Origin of the sequence: Streptomyces hygroscopicus subsp. hygroscopicus, from assembly GCF_001553455.1 — a bacterium.
Classification (GTDB): Bacteria; Actinomycetota; Actinomycetes; order Streptomycetales; family Streptomycetaceae; genus Streptomyces; species Streptomyces hygroscopicus.
The window spans coordinates 1-16667 of the sequence record NZ_BBOX01000026.1 but is presented as its reverse complement, the minus strand read 5'-3'; the positions used below and the strand labels follow the sequence as shown (position 1 = coordinate 16667).

At 71.9% G+C, this 16667-nt stretch carries 15 protein-coding genes and 1 pseudogene; 5 read left to right on the top strand and 11 right to left on the bottom strand.

Going from position 1 to position 16667, the window contains the following annotated elements; all coding sequences use genetic code 11:
• Window positions 1–102: 102 nt before the first annotated feature.
• The 7 genes from AXW62_RS03780 to rpsD all read right to left on the bottom strand — a co-directional run bounded on the left by AXW62_RS03780 (window position 103) and on the right by rpsD (window position 7740).
• Window positions 103–930 carry a shikimate dehydrogenase gene (locus tag AXW62_RS03780; RefSeq protein WP_060943231.1) on the bottom strand — a complete coding sequence of 276 codons (828 nt, stop codon included), beginning with the start codon at window positions 928–930 and terminating at the stop codon, window positions 103–105.
• 6 nt (window positions 931–936) lie between these two features.
• Window positions 937–2811: an endolytic transglycosylase MltG gene (gene mltG, locus AXW62_RS03775; RefSeq protein WP_060943230.1), complete on the bottom strand. Its 1875-nt coding sequence runs from the start codon at window positions 2809–2811 to the stop codon at window positions 937–939.
• A gap of 91 nt (window positions 2812–2902) precedes the next feature.
• A complete protein-coding gene (gene ruvX, locus AXW62_RS03770) occupies window positions 2903–3367 on the bottom strand; it encodes a Holliday junction resolvase RuvX (protein ID WP_037645482.1) in 465 nt (154 codons plus the stop codon).
• A gap of 5 nt (window positions 3368–3372) precedes the next feature.
• Window positions 3373–6042, bottom strand: coding sequence for an alanine--tRNA ligase (gene alaS, locus AXW62_RS03765; protein ID WP_060943229.1), 2670 nt, complete (start codon window positions 6040–6042; stop codon window positions 3373–3375).
• Window positions 6042–6374: a DUF6167 family protein gene (locus tag AXW62_RS03760; protein WP_030826728.1), complete on the bottom strand. Its 333-nt coding sequence runs from the start codon at window positions 6372–6374 to the stop codon at window positions 6042–6044. Before AXW62_RS03760 ends, alaS begins: the two co-directional genes overlap by 1 nt.
• Before the next feature lie 8 nt (window positions 6375–6382).
• On the bottom strand, window positions 6383–6829 hold the full coding sequence (locus AXW62_RS03755; RefSeq protein ID WP_060943228.1) for a DUF948 domain-containing protein: 447 nt from the start codon (window positions 6827–6829) through the stop codon (window positions 6383–6385).
• 299 nt (window positions 6830–7128) lie between these two features.
• Window positions 7129–7740: a 30S ribosomal protein S4 gene (gene rpsD, locus AXW62_RS03750; RefSeq protein WP_060943227.1), complete on the bottom strand. Its 612-nt coding sequence runs from the start codon at window positions 7738–7740 to the stop codon at window positions 7129–7131.
• 55 nt (window positions 7741–7795) lie between these two features.
• Here rpsD and AXW62_RS03745 point away from each other — a divergent pair, with 55 nt between their 5' ends.
• Window positions 7796–8716: a DUF2470 domain-containing protein gene (locus tag AXW62_RS03745; RefSeq protein WP_079105465.1), complete on the top strand. Its 921-nt coding sequence runs from the start codon at window positions 7796–7798 to the stop codon at window positions 8714–8716.
• Window positions 8717–9199: 483 nt separating this feature from the next.
• On the opposite strand, the gene AXW62_RS03740 is transcribed toward AXW62_RS03745, so the two are convergent.
• The gene (locus AXW62_RS03740) at window positions 9200–10588 is read right to left on the bottom strand and encodes a replication-associated recombination protein A (protein WP_060943225.1); all 1389 of its coding nucleotides are present in this window, start codon (window positions 10586–10588) and stop codon (window positions 9200–9202) included.
• Between the two features lie 127 nt (window positions 10589–10715).
• Complete coding sequence (locus AXW62_RS03735; RefSeq protein WP_030826743.1) at window positions 10716–11372, bottom strand: vitamin K epoxide reductase family protein; 657 nt, start codon at window positions 11370–11372, stop codon at window positions 10716–10718.
• A gap of 178 nt (window positions 11373–11550) precedes the next feature.
• Here AXW62_RS03735 and AXW62_RS45405 point away from each other — a divergent pair.
• Both AXW62_RS45405 and AXW62_RS03730 read left to right on the top strand, forming a co-directional pair.
• Window positions 11551–11902 (top strand): annotated as a pseudogene (locus AXW62_RS45405) (ATP-binding cassette domain-containing protein); the annotation flags it as partial.
• A gap of 49 nt (window positions 11903–11951) precedes the next feature.
• Window positions 11952–12161, top strand: a complete 210-nt coding sequence (locus AXW62_RS03730) for a helix-turn-helix domain-containing protein (protein WP_060943224.1) — start codon at window positions 11952–11954, stop codon at window positions 12159–12161.
• A gap of 10 nt (window positions 12162–12171) precedes the next feature.
• Here the strand turns inward: AXW62_RS03730 and hisS are convergent, their stop codons facing one another.
• Both hisS and AXW62_RS03720 read right to left on the bottom strand, forming a co-directional pair.
• Complete coding sequence (gene hisS, locus AXW62_RS03725; protein WP_060943282.1) at window positions 12172–13434, bottom strand: histidine--tRNA ligase; 1263 nt, start codon at window positions 13432–13434, stop codon at window positions 12172–12174.
• A 14-nt stretch (window positions 13435–13448) separates the two neighbouring features.
• A complete protein-coding gene (locus AXW62_RS03720) occupies window positions 13449–14165 on the bottom strand; it encodes an MBL fold metallo-hydrolase (RefSeq protein ID WP_060943223.1) in 717 nt (238 codons plus the stop codon).
• 151 nt (window positions 14166–14316) lie between these two features.
• Here AXW62_RS03720 and AXW62_RS03715 point away from each other — a divergent pair, with 151 nt between their 5' ends.
• Both AXW62_RS03715 and AXW62_RS03710 read left to right on the top strand, forming a co-directional pair.
• Complete coding sequence (locus AXW62_RS03715; RefSeq protein WP_060943222.1) at window positions 14317–15180, top strand: peptidylprolyl isomerase; 864 nt, start codon at window positions 14317–14319, stop codon at window positions 15178–15180.
• Between the two features lie 208 nt (window positions 15181–15388).
• The gene (locus AXW62_RS03710) at window positions 15389–16618 is read left to right on the top strand and encodes a DUF349 domain-containing protein (RefSeq protein WP_060943221.1); all 1230 of its coding nucleotides are present in this window, start codon (window positions 15389–15391) and stop codon (window positions 16616–16618) included.
• The last annotated feature ends 49 nt before the right edge of the window (window positions 16619–16667 follow it).

Genomic DNA, 16667 nt, shown 5'->3' with positions numbered 1-16667 from the left:
CTTCCCGGTTGGTGGTCCATGGGGTGGACCGGTATCCGGAAGGCGAGGCGGGGGCGGGCCGGGCGGATGGCCGTCGAGAGGGTCAGCGGGCCGGTGAGGGGGTCAGCGGGCGGTCAGCGCCTCGCGCATCGCGGCCAGCGGCGCGGGGGCGCGGCCGGTCATCTGCTCGACCTGGAGCACCGCCTGGTGCACCAGGAGGTCCAGACCGCCGACGACCGAGCCGCCACGCGCCGACCAGGCGGCGGCGAGCGGGGTGGGCCAGGGCTCGTAGAGGACGTCGAAGAGCGCGCCGGGGCGGTCCGGTACGGCCGCGGCGAGCGCGTCGGTGGTGCCCGCGGGGGTGGTGGCGATCACCAGCGGCGCGCCGAGCGCCTCGGCCGCGTCGCCCCAGTCCGCCGTGCGCACCGCGACGCCCAGCCGCTCGCCCCACTGCCGCATCTCGGCGGCGCGGGCCGCGCTGCGCACATACGCGGTGACCTCGCCGTCGCAGATCCGGGAGAGCGCGGCCAGCGCGGAGGAGGCCGTGGCCCCGGCGCCCAGCACGGCGGCGCGCGCCACCCGCCCGACGCCGCGCTCCCGCAGCGCCGCCAGCATGCCCGGGATGTCGGTGTTGTCCCCACGCCTGCGGCCGTCGTCGCCGAAGACCACCGTGTTGACGGCCTCCACCGAGGCCGCGGTGTCGCTGATCTCGTCCAGCAGCGGGATGACGGCGCGCTTGAGCGGCATGGTCAGCGACAGCCCGGCCCAGGCCGGTCCCCCGTCCTCGCCGAGCCGCTTGAAGAAGTCCGGCAGCCCGGTCTCGTCCACCTCGAAGCGGTCGTACGTCCAGCCGGTCAGGCCCAGTTCGCGATACGCGGCGCGGTGCAGCACCGGTGACAGGGAGTGGGCGATCGGCGAGCCGAGCACCGCTGCTCTGCGGTTTTCCGACATCTTTCCTCAGCCGTTGTTCGTGCGCTGTCTATTGAACTTGTCGACCCACTTCTGGTGTTCCGCGTAGGTCTTGGTGAAGTGGCTCGTCTTGCCGTCGACCGACACGAAGTAATACCAGCCGTCGCTGGTCGGATTCATCGCGGCCTTCAGCGCGTCATGGCCGGGATTTCCGATCGGACCGGGCGGAAGGCCCTTGTAGAAGTAGGTGTTGTACGGGTTGTCGTATCCCTTGATCTCACTGATCGGGATGTCCAGCTTGCTCTGGTTCTTGATGTAGTTGTACGTGGAGTCGAATTCCAGCCTGCCCCAGGTCTCGGGGTTCGTGGGCTTGAGCCGGTTGTAGACGACCTCGGCCATCTTGCGGAAATCGTCGTGGGTGACGCCCTCCGCCTGGACCAGGCTGGCCACGGTGATCAGCTGGAACGGGCCGTCCAGGCCCAGGTCCTTCGCCTTGCTCTCCAGGTCCAGCTGGGCGTAGTTGCGGTTGGCCTCGGCGACCATCTTCCGCAGCACGTCCGCGGGCTTGGCGCCCTTGCCCACGCTGTAGCGGGACGGGAACAGGAACCCTTCCAGCGGATCCTTGATCTTGCTGTTGTCATCGGCCCAGGAGGGCAGCCCGAGGTTCTTGGCCTCCTTCTTGGCGATGTCCGCGGTGGTCCCCGCCTTGACGCCGGTCTTCTTGTCGATCGCCGCGTAGACGGCGGCGTCGCGCATGCCCTCGGTGACGATCAGGGCGTTGCTGCTGGTGGGGTCGAGCATCAGCTTGACCGCCGCCGCGCCGGACATCTCCTTGCGCAGGCTGTACGTGCCCGGCTGGACGAACTTGCCGCTGTCCTCCACGGCCTCGACAAAGGCGCCGCTGCTCTTGACGACACCCTTGTCGGCGAGGATCGAGCCGATCTCGGCGTTGCCGGAGCCGGGCGGCACCTCCACCTCGATCCGGCCGGTGCCCTCGCCGGAGTAGTCGGGGGCCGGGCCGAAGCGGGTCTGCCAGAAGTCGTAGGCGAAGTAGCCGCCTCCGCCGACCGCGCCCACCAGGACGACGGTCACGAAGAGGCAGGCCACGCCGCTGCGGCGCTTCTTGGGCTGTCTGCCCTTGCCCTTCTTGGCGGTGCGCCCGACGGGCTCGTCGTCGTCCGCCTCGTCCGCGTCCCGGCCGTCGCCGTCGAGGAAGAACGGGTGCTGCTCCTCCTCAGGCTCCTCGGCGGCCGGCTCCTCGGGGGCCTGACGCTGGCGCGGCACCTGGTGCTCCGCGGACACCACGGGCATCTGCTGCGTCCCCTGCACCTCATGGCCGTCCTGGGACCCGTGAGGGGGCTGCGGCGACTGCTGTTGCCCCTGGTAGCCGTCCTGGGCCGGATACGAGGCGCCCTGGCCGCCGTAGGGGTCGTGCGGGTCCGCGCCCGCGTACGAGCCGTCCTGGGCCGGGTAGGAACCGCCGTGGCCGGGGAACTGCTCCTGATGGTGCGGCTGGTGGGGGTAGCCGGCCTCCTGGCCGTCCCACTGGGGCTGCTGGTGCTGGTGCTGGTGCGGGTCCTGCGGATATCCGTGCGGATACTGCTGGTGCGCGTAGGGGTCCTGGGCGTACGGATCCTGGCCGTGGCCCTGGCCGTGGGCACCCTGCCCGTGGCCCTGGCCGTGGCCCTGGCCGTGGCCCTGACCGTGCGATCCCTGGCCGTACGGGTCCTGGTTGTACGGGTCCTGGCTGTACGGGTCCTGTGCGTAGGCGGCGTCCTGCGCATAGGGGTCTTGGGGGTAGGCACCCTGGGCGTAGGCGTCCTGGCCGGCCACCGTCTGGTGTCCGGTCCACTCCCGGTCGCCGTACAGCGGATCCTCGGGATGCCACGGTTGGGAGCCGGGTCCCCGGCCGTACTCAGTCATCGAACCCCTAGCGACGGAGGTGGCCGCCGCTCGGTGTGGTCGTGGCACAAGCGACGGCGGCCATGTCGCGCGGAACGTTACCGTATCGCGATCAGATGACCACTTCGACGGCTTCTCCCGGAGCCCGGCCGGAAACCCGCTCCGTCTCCAGCGCGCTCTGCAGGATCACCACGGCGGCCGCCTGGTCAACCACCGAACGGCCCTTCTTCGACGTCACCCCCGAGGCGCGCAGCCCCTGGGACGCTGTGACGGTGGTCATACGCTCGTCGACCAGCCGCACCGGCACCGGGGCGACCCGCCGCGCCAACTCCCGTGCGAAGGTGCGTACTTTGGCCGCTGCCGGGCCCTCGCGCCCGCTGAGCGAGCGCGGAAGGCCGACCACGACCTCGATGGGTTCGTACTCCTCGACGACGGCCACGAGCCGCTTGTGGGCGGCCGGGATGTCGCGGCCCGGCACCGTCTCCACGGGCGTGGCGAGGATCCCGTCGGGGTCGCACGAGGCGACCCCGATCCGGGCGTCCCCGACGTCGACGGCGATCCGCCTGCCGCGTCGCACGGCGATCAGGCCGCTTCCGTGACGAGCCGCTCGACGGCCTCGATGGCCTCGCCCACGGCGTCCGGGTTCTGCCCGCCGCCCTGGGCGACGTCCGGCTTGCCGCCGCCTCCGCCGCCGAGCGTCTTGGCGGCGGTGCGGACCAGGTCACCGGCCTTGAGACCGCGTTCGCGGGCGGCCTCGTTGGTGGCGATCACGGTCAGCGGACGGCCGCCGCCCACGGTGAAGAGGGCGACGACGGCCGGGCGGTCGCCCGGAATGCGCCCGCGCACGTCCAGGACGAGCTTGCGCAGATCGTCGGCCGAGGTGCCGTCCGGCACCTTGGCGGCGACCAGGGCCACGCCCCGGATGTCCTTGGCGCCCGCGGCGAGACCGGCGGCGGCCTGCAGCACCTTCTCGGCGCGGAACCGCTCGATCTCCTTCTCGGCTTCCTTGAGCCGGCCCAGCATGCCGGAGATCTTCTCCGGGAGCTCCTCGGGACGGCCCTTGACCAGGTCGGTGAGCTGGGAGACGACCGTGTGCTCACGGGCGAGGAAGTTGTACGCGTCCACGCCGACGAGGGCCTCGACCCGGCGCACGCCGGAGCCGATGGAGGACTCGCCGAGCAGCTTCACCAGACCCAGCTGGGCGGTGTTGTGCACATGCGTGCCACCGCACAGCTCCTTGGAGAAGTCGCCGATGGTCACCACGCGCACCCGGTCGCCGTACTTCTCGCCGAACTCGGCGATGGCGCCCTGCTTCTTGGCCTCGTCCATGCTCATCACCTCGGCGGTGACGTCGAGCTCGCGCGAGAGCACCTCGTTGATCTTCTGCTCGACGTCCATGAGCACCGTGCCGGGCACGGCGGTCGGCGAGCCGAAGTCGAAGCGGAAGCGGCCGGGCGAGTTCTCCGAACCGGCCTGGGCGGCGGTCGGGCCCAGGGCGTCGCGCAGCGCCTGGTGGGTGAGGTGGGTGGCGCTGTGGGCGCGGGCGATCGCGCGGCGGCGCTTGACGTCGATCCGGGCGTGCGCACCGGCGCCGACCGTCACCTCGCCGACCTGGACGACGCCCTTGTGCACGCTGACCCCGGGCACCGGCTGCTGGACGTCCCGGACCTCCACCACGGCGCCGGTGTCGAGCTTGATCCGGCCGGTGTCGGCGAGCTGACCGCCGCCCTCGGCGTAGAACGGGGTGCGGTCCAGGACGACCTCGACCTCGTCGCCCTCGGAGGCGGCGGGCGAGGACACCCCGTCGACCAGCAGACCGACGACGGTGGACTCGCCCTCGGTGTGGCTGTAGCCGGTGAACTCGGTGAGGCCGGAGCTGTCGGCCACCTCGCGGTAGGCGGACAGGTCGGCATGGCCGGTCTTCTTGGCCTTGGCGTCGGCCTTGGCGCGCTCCCGCTGCTCCTTCATCAGGCGGCGGAAGCCCTCCTCGTCCACCGAGAGGCCCTGTTCGGCGGCCATCTCGAGGGTGAGGTCGATCGGGAAGCCCCAGGTGTCGTGGAGCAGGAACGCCTTGTCGCCGGAGAGCACGCTGCCCCCGGCGGCCTTGGTGTCGGTGACGGCGGTGTCGAGGATGTTGGTGCCGGCCTTGAGCGTCTTGAGGAAGGCCGACTCCTCGGCGAGGGCGACGGTCTCGATGCGCTTGCGGTCGGTCAGCAGCTCCGGGTACTGCTGGCCCATCGTCTTGAGGACGACGTCCACCAGCTCGCCGACGACCGGCTCGGTGGCGCCCAGGATGCGCATGTTGCGGATGGCCCGGCGCATGATGCGGCGCAGTACGTAGCCGCGGCCCTCGTTGCCGGGGGTGACGCCGTCGCCGATGAGCATGACGGAGGTGCGCATGTGGTCGGCGACCACGCGCAGCGAGACGTCGGTGTCATGGGCGGCGCCGTAGGCGACGCCGGTCAGCTCGGTGGCCTTGTCCATGATCACGCGCAGCGTGTCGGTCTCGTACATGTTCTGCACGCCCTGCAGGATCATCGCGAGGCGTTCCAGGCCGAGGCCGGTGTCGATGTTCTTGCTGGGCAGTTCGCCGAGGATGGGGAAGTCCTCCTTGCCCTCGCCCGGCCCGCGCTCGTACTGCATGAAGACCAGGTTCCAGATCTCCACGTAGCGCTCGTCGTTGACGGCCGGGCCGCCCTCCTCGCCGAACTCCGGACCGCGGTCGTAGTTGATCTCGGAGCAGGGGCCGCAGGGGCCGGGGACGCCCATGGACCAGTAGTTCGGGCCCATGCCCAGGCGCTGGATGCGCTCCGCCGGAACGCCGATCACCTCGCGCCAGATGCGCTCGGCCTCGTCGTCCTGCTCGTAGACGGTGATCCACAGCCGCTCGGGGTCGAGGCCGTAGCCGCCCTCGTCCTGGGAGCTGGTCAGCAGCTCCCAGGCGTAACGGATGGCGCCTTCCTTGAAGTAGTCGCCGAACGAGAAGTTCCCGCACATCTGGAAGAAGGTGCCGTGGCGGGTGGTCTTGCCGACCTCTTCGATGTCCGGGGTGCGTACGCACTTCTGCACGCTGACGGCGCGGTCGAACGGCGGCTTGACCTCGCCGAGGAAGTACGGCTTGAAGGGCACCATGCCCGCGGGGACCAGCAGCAGCGTCGGGTCGTCCGCGATGAGCGACGCCGACGGCACGACGGTGTGCCCGCGCTCCTCGAAGAAGCGCAGCCAGCGGCGGCGGATTTCAGCCGACTCCATCAGTGGTCCTCATTTCCGGCTTTGTGGAGCTTGTAGGGGGAGGAAGTGCGGGTGAGCTGGGCCCGGCCGCGCTGGGCCGGAAGCTGTCTGCGGTCGTCCGGCGGCGGCGCGGTGAGCCCGAGCGCGTCCTTGAGCGCGGCCTCGCGGTCGGCCATGCCGTCCCGTACGTCGAGGGCGAAGACCTTGATCCGCCGGCCCGCCAGCACCGCGCGGTCGGCGGCCTGGGCCGCCAGGCTCTCCGGGGTGAGCTGGTTGAGCTTGCGGTTGACCTTGGTGGTGGCCCACACTCCGGCGGCGACGCCGGTGGTGAACCAGAATGTGCGGCGGAACATCCGGTCTGTCAGCCCTTCGATCCACGGTTGCGGCGGCCGCCCCGGCGGGCGGACGGCAGGGTCTTGCCGACGACGACGGTGCGCGCGGGCGCGGGCGCGTCCTCCGCCCGGCCCTTGCGGCCGATCGCCCGCCGGACGCCGTAGCCGAACGCGGCCACCTTGACCAGCGGTCCACCGAAGGCGGTGGAGACGGTCGAGGAGAGCGCGGAGGCGTTGGAGGTGACCTCTTGGACGTCCGCGGCGATCGAATCCACCCGGGCGAGCTGGGTGTTGGCCTCGCGCACCGTCGCGGACGCCTCGCTGAGCAGCGGCACCGCCTGGTCGGTGACCTCCGCCACCAGCCGGGTGGCCGCCTTGAGCGTCTGGGCCAGCCTCACCAGCGCCAGGGCGAGGAAGGACACCAGGATCGCCCAGAAGACGGCCACGAGGATCCCGGCCACCTCTCCACCGGACACGTCGCACCGCTCCCTGTCGCCGCTCGTCGTCGTTGGTTCGTTCTGGTCGTGCTGGTCGTGCTGCTTGTCTTCGGGTCGTCGCCCGCCGCTCTCGGGCGGTCTCCGGGCGCGGGCGGCAGGTATCGACCTTATCGCGCCGGGCAGGCGCACCCGAAACGGATAAGGGCCGCCGGCCACCCCGCCGTCCGGCCGGTCCGGACGGCCCGCCCGGACCGGCTACCGGACAAGCCCGCGGGTCCCCCGCCGACCGGCGTCGAGGGGAACCCGCGGGCTTGCTGCGTACCGTGCGCTCCGCCGGATCAGCGGGCGTAGTACTCGACGACGAGCTGCTCGTCGCAGATCACCGGGATCTCCTTGCGGTTGGGGTCCCGGTCGAGCCGGAAGGCGAGCGCCTTCAGGTTGACCTGGAGGTAGCGCGGGGTCTCGCCGTCGGGGGCGTAGCCACCCTCGCGCGCCACCTGGAAGGGGTGCTTGTCGCGGCTGCGCTCGCGGACCATCACCACGTCGTCCGGGCGGACCCGGAAGGACGGCTTGTCGACCTTCCGGCCGTTGACCTCGATGTGGCCGTGGGTGACCATCTGGCGGGCCTGGTAGATGGTGCGGGCGATTCCGGACCGCAGAACGAGCGCGTCCAGACGGCGCTCGAGCTCGACGATGAGGGCCTCGCCCGTCTTGCCCTCGACCTTCCGGGCGCGGTCGTAGGCACGCACCATCTGGCGCTCGCTGATGTCGTACTGAGCGCGCAGACGCTGCTTCTCCAGCAGCCGGACCTTGTAGTCACTGGTCTGCTTGCGGCCGCGGCCGTGCTCACCCGGCGGGTAGGGACGAGCCTCGAAGTACTTGACGGCCTTCGGGGTCAGAGCGATGCCGAGCGCCCGCGACTTCTTGACTTTGGGACGCGACTGGTTCACGGGGAACGGACCTCCATGTACGTTAGGTAAGCCTTACCTTAGCCGAGGAGAACGCATGTTTCGACCTGGGATCCCCCTGCCCAGCACTGGTCAGAGCCCCGAGGAGGGTCAGCCGCGTCCCATGGAAGACACCCTGCGGCCAACGCCGGCAGAGCGCGTACGGACTCTCGTGGAATCCAAGGCTACGGCGTCACTGACGATTCCCGGAACCGAGGACCGTCCCGGAAACGAGGCCCCGGACGACCTGGGGACGGACGGTCCGGCCGCCCGTACCGTCGCCCCCGACGGCGATGTGCTGCTGCTGGTGCCCGGCGGCTCCCCCGTCGCCCGCGCCGCCGGGTACGCCCGGGACGACGAGCTGACCTGCGTGATGGAGATCACCGACGTCGCCCCCGTCGCGATGCCCCACCGGATCCGCGGCCGCGCCCGGGTGGCCGGCTGGCTCACCCCCGTCCCGTGCGGTGAGCGGACGCGCGCCGCGGCGGCGCTGCTGGCCGAGCGGCATCCGGTGGGCGAACTGCTCGCCCTCGACCACGCGATGCGGCCCCCGGAGCCCGGCGGCCCGGCCGCCGGGATCGGGCCCGCCGGGCGGGCCGCCTGGACGCTGCTGCGGCTGGAGGTCGGCGAGGCGTACGTGGACGACCTGTGGGGCGCGGACACCGTGGAACCGGACGACTTCGCGACGGCCACCCCCGATCCGCTCGTCCGGCACGAGGCCGATCTGCTCCAGCATCTGCACGCCGCCCACGGCGAGCAGGTGCGCGGACTGTGCGCGCTGCTCGGCGACCGCTCCGCCATGGTCTGCACCCGGGGCCCGGCCACACCGGTGGCGCTGGACCGCTTCGGCCTGCGGGTGCGCTTCACGGACGAGGCGGACCGGCCGTTCGACGCCCGCTTCGACTTCCCCGAGCCGGTGCGGGGCGTGTCCGAGCTGCGGCGGGCGATGCACGCCCTGTTCGACGCGGCGACCGGCTGAGACGCCCGCCGGGACCGGCGCGGCGGGACGACCGGGCGCGGCGGCGGGGGCCGGGACGGAGGCCGAGTCCGTCCCGGTCCCGGTCCCGGGACCGGGACCGGGACCGGGACCGGGACCGGGAGGCCGAGCCCGGAACCGGGGCCGGGACAGGCCAAGCCCGCGGCCGAACCCGCGACCGAGACCGGGCCGGGGCCGTCCCGATCCGGGATCGGGACGGGCCGAGCCCGGGACCGGGGACGGCACAGGGACCGGCCAAGCCCGCGGCCGAGCCGGGGACCGGGATCGGGCCCAGGGATCAGACCCGGGGACGGGATCAGACCCGGGGACGGGACCGGGGAGGGAGAAGAGGCCGGGGACCGGGTCGAGGCCGGGCCTCGGACCGGAGCTGGGAAGAAGCCGGGACCGGGCCACGGCCAAGCCTCGGGCCGGAGCCGGGAGACGGCCAGGACCGGGACCGGAGCTAGGAAGAAGCCGGGGCCGGAGCTAGGAAGAGGCCGGGGCCGGACCGTCGGCGGACGGCGGCGGATCGCCCCGCAGCCGCGCCCGCACCCGCTCCACCACGTCCGCGTACCGCGCCTCAGCGCCGTACCGCGTCGGCTCGTAGTACCGCTTGCCGTGGATCTTGTCCGGTGCGTACTGCTGCGCCGCGATCCCGCCCGGCAGGTCGTGCGGGTAGAGATAGCCCTGCGCGTGGCCGAGCTTCTTGGCGCCCTGGTAGTGGCCGTCGCGCAGATGCGGCGGCACCGGACCGGCGAGCCCCGCCCGCACATCCGCCAGCGCCGCGCCGATCGCCGTGGTGGCCGCGTTGGACTTGGGCGCGAGCGCCAGGGCGATGGTGGCGTGGCTCAAGGTGAGCGCCGCCTCCGGGAAACCGATCAGGGCGACGGCCTGCGCCGCCGCCACGGCGGTGGGCAGGGCGGTCGGATCGGCAAGGCCGATGTCCTCGCTCGCCGAGATCATCAGCCGCCGGGCGATGAACCGCGGGTCCTCGCCCGCCTCGATCATCCGGGCCAGATAGTGCAGCGCCGCGTCCACGTCCGAGCCGCGGATGGACTTGATGAGGGCGCTGGCCACGTCGTAGTGCTGGTCGCCGGCGCGGTCGTACTTCACCGCGGCCCGGTCGACCGCCTCCTCCAGCGTGCCGAGCGCGATCTCGGACTCGCCCTTGTCCAGGGCCGCCCCGGCGCCCGCCTCCAGTGCGGTGAGCGCCCGCCGGGCGTCCCCGCCCGCTATGCGCAGCAGATGTGCCTCGGCGTCCTCGGGAAGAGTGAGGGCTCCACCGAGCCCCCGCTCGTCGGTGAGCGCGCGCCGCAGCAGCCCGCGCAGGTCGTCGTCGGTCAGCGGCTCCAGGGTGAGCAGCAGCGAGCGGGAGAGCAGCGGGGAGATCACCGAGAAGTAGGGATTCTCGGTGGTGGCGGCGATCAGCGTCACCCAGCGGTTCTCGACGGCGGGCAGCAGGGAGTCCTGCTGGGCCTTGCTGAAGCGGTGGATCTCGTCCAAGAAGAGCACGGTGTCCCGCCCGTACGCCCCGGAGGAGCGCCGCGCGCCGTCGATGACGGCCCGGACCTCCTTGACCCCCGCGGTGATGGCCGACAGCTCGACGAAGCGCTTCTGGGTGGCCTGGCTGACCACATACGCCAGCGTCGTCTTGCCGATGCCGGGCGGGCCCCACAGGATCACCGAGGACGGCCCGGCCGGGCCGCCGCCGCCCTCGCCCACGAGCCGGCGCAGCGGGGACCCGGGGCGCAGCAGATGCTGCTGGCCCACGACCTCGTCGAGGGTGCGCGGACGCATCCGCACGGCCAGCGGGCTGCTGGCCGGGTCCTTCTCCTGGCGGTCTTCTGCGGCGGCGGTGAACAGGTCTGGCTCCACGCGGGAAGCCTATGCCAAGCCACCGACAACGCTGCCAGGCTCCGTGCCGACGGGGGTCGGACTCCGTGTCGGCGGGGGCGCGGTCCGTACCGACGCGGGTGCGACTACGTACCGGCGGGGATCGGGCTCAGCCCTGCGCACCCGTCCAGAAGTCCCACCAGCGGGTCAGGATCAGCATCCCGATCACGCCGATCCAGAGCACCGGGACCACCCAGTGGAACTCCATGAGCCCGCGCCGCAGCCCGTCCGGGGCGGGCAGGTACCCGTGCTTGAGGTTGTGGCCGGTGACGTAGCAGAACATCACGATCGTGGCGACCCAGGCGAGGCAGCACCACAGGCACAGCGAGCCGATCACGTACAGCGACTCGTACTGCAGCCAGGTCACGAAGCCGACGCCGAAGAGGCAGCCCGCGTTGAAGGTCAGCCAGTACCAGCGGGGGAAGCGCGCCCCGGTCAGCAGCGACATGCCCACGCAGATCACGATGCCGTAGGCGACCAGTCCGAGCATCGGGTTGGGGAAGCCGAACGCCTGCGCCTGGTCGCTCTCCATGATGTTGCCGCAGGAGACGACGGGGTTGAGGCTGCAACCGGGAGTGAAGACCTTACCGTCGGCCTTGTACTCAAGGATCTTGTTCTTGTCGATCGTGATGACCCAGGCCGCGAGGAGACCCAGGGCGCCCGTGATCACGAGCAGCAGGGCGAAGGCACGGCCGCCCCCCGTCCCGCCCCGCCCGCCCTCGTGTGCCTCGCCGGACTCCACGTCGTCCATCACTGTCGTCGCCATACTCGCCGTCCGTCGCTCTCCACAGTGCCAGCCCCGTCGGGCACGGCCATTGTGCCGCACCCGCCCTCGCCGCAGGGCGCACTCGGCGGGGTCATGCCATGGTGCCCGGTCCTCCGTTCGGAGGACATAAGACGGGCTTCCCGGTCGTCCCCGGGGCCCGCGCGGCAGCGTCGGGCTCATGGCCATGGCGGAAGAAGCGGTACGGGTGCGCGGGCTGCGCGAGCGATACGGCGCGGTGACCGCGCCGGACGGCGTTGACCTGGGCATCCGGCACGGTGAGGGTTCGGGATCCTGGGGCCCGACGGGGCGGGCGAGGGCACCACGGTGGAGATCTCCGGGGTCACCGGAGCCGGGACGCGGGTGAGGTCACGGTGCTGGGCCGGGACCCCGCCTCCGGCGGGCGGCAGCGGCGTTCCCGGGTCGGCATCGTTTGGCAGGATGAATCGGCCCCGGCCGAGTTGACGGTGCGGGAGACGGTGCGGCACTTCGCGCGCTCCTCCCCGCGTTCGCGCGATCCCGACGAGGTCGTGTCGGAGCCGGCACCACGACATGCCGCCGGTCCGCCGCCCTTGGGGCCTCATGGGGCGTACCGCCCGGGAGAACCTCGCGGAGGCCCGCGCCCTGGTCGCCGGGCGGGCCCGGTCGGCCCATCCGCTGCGGGCCTTCGGCAAGCTCGGCGTGGACGACCGCACCGCGGCGGTCACCAGCGCGATACGGCTGGGCCTGCTGCAGGAAGCCGCAGAAGGGGCCCGGGGCGTTCCCCCGGGCCCCCTGACGAGCCTCCCCTGACGAGCCTCGCTCAGGCCAGGCGCGAGCGGACCGCCTCGACCACCTCGGTCAGCGGCACCGGCGCCTGCTCGCCGGACTCCATGTCCTTCAGCTGGACCACGTCCTCGGCCAGGTCGCGCTCGCCGGCCACGATCGCGTAGCGCGCACCGCTGCGGTTGGCGGCCTTCATCGCGGCCTTCAGCCCCTTGCCGCCGTAGGCGAAGTCCGTGGCGACACCCGCCGTACGGAGGTCGCCGACCACGCCGAAGAGGACCTTCCGGGCCTTCTCCCCCAGCGGCACCGCGAAGACGCTGACCGCGTCGGGCAGGTCCAGCTGGACGCCCTCGGCTTCCAGGGCCAGCACCGTGCGGTCCACGCCGAGCGCCCAGCCCACCGAGGGCAGCGCCGGGCCGCCGATCATCTCGGACAGCCCGTCGTAGCGGCCGCCGCCGCCGACCGCGGACTGTGAGCCCAGCCCGTTGTGGACGAACTCGAAGGTCGTCCGGGTGTAGTAGTCCAGGCCGCGCACCAGCTTCGCGTCGTCCTCGAAGCTCACGCCCTGCGCGGTGATCAGCTCGCGGACCTCCGCGTGGTACGCCGTGCACTCCTCGCACAGGTGGTCGCGCAGCAGCGGGGCGTCGGCCAGCTGCTTGCGCACCGCCTCGCGCTTGTCGTCCAGCACCCGCAGCGGGTTGATCTCCACCCGCCGCCGCGTGTCCTCGTCCAGGTCCAGGCCGCGCAGGAAGTCCTGGAGTGCGGTGCGGTAGGCGGGGCGGCAGGTGGCGTCGCCCAGCGAGTTCAGCAGGATGCGGAAGTCGCGCAGCCCCAGCGAGCGGTAGGCGTCGTGGGCCAGGACGATCAGCTCGGCGTCCAGGGCCGGGTCCTCGGCGCCGATCGCCTCCGCGCCGACCTGCGAGAAGTGGCGGTAGCGGCCCTTCTGCGGCCGCTCGTAGCGGTAGTACGAGCCCGAGTACCAGAGCTTGACCGGCAGGGATCCGGCCTTGTGCAGATTGGCCTCCAGGGCGGCGCGCAGCACCGAGGCGGTGCCCTCGGGGCGCAGCGCGAGCTGGTCACCACCCTTGGTGGTGAGGGTGTACATCTCCTTGGTCACGATGTCGGTGGACTCGCCGACGCCCCGGGCGAAAAGCTCCACGTTCTCGAAACCGGGGGTTTCGATGTAGCCGTAGCCGGAGCGCTTGAGCGGTGCGGCGATCGCCTCGCGCACCGCGAGGTACGTCGCGGAGGCCGGCGGGATCAGGTCGTACGTGCCCCGGGGGGCCTTGAAGGTGCTCAAGGTGAAGTCTCTCGTCACATTCCTCGTCGCGGAGCCGGGCGCTGCGCGCCGTCTCCCAGGCCGGCGGCCACCTCGCGCAGATACGGGTTGGTGGCGCGCTCACGGCCGATGCTGGTCTGGGGGCCGTGGCCGGACAGCACCACGGTCGAGTCGTCGAGCGGCAGGACCACACGGGCCAGCGACTCGAGCATCTCGGCGTGATCGCCGCCGGGCAGATCGGTGCGTCCGATGGAGCCGGCGAAGAGCAGGTCGCCCGAGAAGAAGACGGACGGGACGTCCGCCTGCTCGGGCATCCGGAAGGTCACCGACCCCTTGGTATGGCCCGGGGCGTGCGCGACGCCGAACTCCAGACCGGCCAGCTTCAGCTCGGCGCCGTCGGCCAGCTCCTTGACGTCGTCCGGCTCCCCCACGGTGAGTTCACCCATCAGCGGCATGCCGATGGAGCGCCCGAGGGCCTTCTCGGGATCGCTCATCATGAAGCGGTCGGCCGGGTGGATCCAGGCCGGCACGTCATGCGCGCCGCAGACCGGGACCACCGAGGCGACATGGTCGATATGGCCGTGGGTGAGGACGACGGCGACGGGCTTGAGCCGGTGTTTGGCGACCGCCTCCTCGACGCCTTGGGCCGCCTGATGGCCCGGGTCGATGATCACGCACTCCTCACCGGCGGCGGGGGCGACCAGGTAACAGTTGGTCCCCCAGGCCCCGGCGGGGAACCCGGCAATGAGCACGATCGTCCTTCAGGGTCGTCCGGTGGAAGTTGTCAGCGGCTTCAGAGCCTACCGGCGGCGCCCTCGCCACAGCGAACCCGTATACGGTACGCCCGAACCCTCATACACAACAGCAGGACACCGACGGCACACGCCATGAGGAGACGACCCGGTGGTCAGTAACGAGCAGCGGCGGCGGCAACTCGCCCGGGAGAAGTACCTTCGGCAGCAGCAGCGGCGCGAAACCGCCCGGCGCAAAGCGCGCCAGCGCAATGTGGTGATCGCCTCCGTCCTGGCCGTGGTCCTGGCCGGGGGCGGTGCCGTGGCGGCCACGGGCGCGCTGTCCGGGAACGACAAGGACAAGAAGGACGACGCCGCCGCGTCCGGCACCCCCTCAGCCGCCCCCACCAGCAAGGCGCCGGACCCCTGCGCCAAGGAGGCGAAGGCGGTCGCGGACAAGAAGCCGAAGAAGATGTCGTGGAAGAAGGAGCCGGCGGTCACCATCGACAAGTCGGCCTCGTACACCATGCGGCTGCAGACCACCTGCGGGGACATCTCCATCGCCATGGACGCAGGGAAGGCGCCGCACACGGTCAACTCCTTCAACTTCCTGGCCGGAAAGGGCTTCTTCGACCACACCAAGTGCCACCGGCTGGTGAACTCGCAGATCTACGTGCTGCAGTGCGGTGATCCGCAGGGCACCGGTATGGGCGGCCCCGGCTACACCATCCCGGACGAGAACCTGAAGGACTCCTCGCTCAAGGGCGGCACGTACCCGGCCGGCACGGTCGCGATGGCCAACCAGTACAACCCCCAGACCAAGCAGGGCCGGAACACCGGCGGCAGCCAGTTCTTCCTGGTCTACCAGGACAGCCGGCTCCCGCCGGACTACACGCCCTTCGGCACCGTCGACAAGGCCGGGATGAAGGTCCTGAAGAAGATCGCCGCCGCCGGGGCCGCGCCCGCCGACCAGACGATGAACACCGCCCCGAACGCCAGCGTGGTGATCAACAAGGCGACGGTCACCGCGTCCTGAGGTCCCTGACGTGCGTACTGCGAAATTTCGGTCGCGCAGGATACGGACAGCCGGGGCACCGGTCGCCTATGTTGGCGTTGTGTAGGGCGCCTGCCCCCGGTGGCCGCCGCCCTGCCGTGAGACCGGCCGGGCGTATCCCGGCCGGAAGAAACTGTGGACGATGCCCGCGGGCCGCGCGCCCGCCCCGGCATCATGTGGAGGAGGCGCTGTGAGCAGCGAGCCTTGGGGCCGCGTCGATGAGACGGGGACCGTGTACGTGCGTACGGCCGACGGGGAGCAGGTCGTCGGATCGTGGCAGGCGGGATCTCCGGACGAGGCCCTCGCCTACTTCGAGCGCAAGTACGACGGCCTGGTCGTCGAGATCGGCCTCCTCGAGCGCCGGGTCAGGACCACCGATCTGTCGGCCAAGGACGCCACGGCGGCCATCGAGCACATCCGGCAGCAGGTCGACGAGCACCACGCGGTCGGCGATCTGGACGCGCTGAGGAAGCGGCTCGACAAGCTCGCCGGGGAGGTCGAGGTCCGGCGCGAGCAGCGCAAGGCGGCCAAGGCGGTCCAGGCCGACGAGGCCCGCAGGGCCAAGGAGGAGCTGGTCGCCGAGGCCGAGCAACTGGCCGCCAGCGAGCAGTGGCGGGCGGCCGGGGAGCGGCTGCGCGCCCTGGTGGACACCTGGAAGGGCCTGCCCCGACTGGACCGCAGGACGGACGACGAGCTGTGGCACCGCTTCTCGCACGCCCGCTCGGCGTTCTCCAAGCGGCGCAAGGCGCACTTCGCCGCGCTGGACGCCCAGCGCGAGGAGGCCCGGCAGACCAAGGAGAAGCTGGTCGCCGAGGCCGAGGCGCTGTCCGGTTCCACCGACTGGGGTCCGACCGCGGCCCGGTACCGGGAGCTGATGGCCGACTGGAAGGCCGCGGGCCGTGCGCAGCGCGAGGCCGAGGAGGACCTGTGGAACCGCTTCCGCGGGGCGCAGGACGTCTTCTTCCAGGCGCGCAGCGAGGTCTTCGCGGAGCGCGACGCCGAGCAGCGGGAGAATCTCACCCGTAAGGAGGAGCTGGTCGCCGAGGCGGAGAAGCTGCTGCCGGTCTCGGACCTGAAGGCGGCCCGCGCGGCCTTCCGGTCGGTCAACGAGCGGTGGGAGGCCATCGGCCATGTGCCGAGGGACGCCCGTGCCCGTATCGAGGGCCGGATGCACGCGGTGGAGCGCGCCATCCAGGACGCCGAGGAGGCGGAGTGGCGGCGGACCAACCCGGAGGCGCGGGCGCGTGCCCAGGGGCTCACCGGCCAGCTGCAGGACGCCGTCGACAAGCTGCGGGGGCAGATCGACGCGGCCCGTGCGGCGGGGAACAACGCGAAGGCCGACAAGCTCTCCAAGGAGCTCGAGGGCCGGCAGGCGCTGCTCGACCAGGCGCTGAAGGGCCTGCAGGAGTTCGGCGGCTGACGCCACCCGTGGCGCCCGTGCGATACGGCGGCGGCCCCCGGCGCACTCG

What these genes read in the sequence shown, in the direction of transcription:
- AXW62_RS03780 (WP_060943231.1), bottom strand. Translation starts at nt 930, where the DNA reads ATGTCGGAAAACCGCAGAGCAGCGGTGCTCGGCTCGCCGATCGCCCAC.
- alaS (WP_060943229.1), bottom strand. Translation starts at nt 6,042, where the DNA reads ATGGAGTCGGCTGAAATCCGCCGCCGCTGGCTGCGCTTCTTCGAGGAG.
- AXW62_RS03735 (WP_030826743.1), bottom strand. Translation starts at nt 11,372, where the DNA reads ATGGCGACGACAGTGATGGACGACGTGGAGTCCGGCGAGGCACACGAG.
- AXW62_RS03745 (WP_079105465.1), top strand. Translation starts at nt 7,796, where the DNA reads ATGTTTCGACCTGGGATCCCCCTGCCCAGCACTGGTCAGAGCCCCGAG.
- AXW62_RS03730 (WP_060943224.1), top strand. Translation starts at nt 11,952, where the DNA reads ATGGGGCGTACCGCCCGGGAGAACCTCGCGGAGGCCCGCGCCCTGGTC.
- AXW62_RS03760 (WP_030826728.1), bottom strand. Translation starts at nt 6,374, where the DNA reads ATGTTCCGCCGCACATTCTGGTTCACCACCGGCGTCGCCGCCGGAGTG.
- mltG (WP_060943230.1), bottom strand. Translation starts at nt 2,811, where the DNA reads ATGACTGAGTACGGCCGGGGACCCGGCTCCCAACCGTGGCATCCCGAG.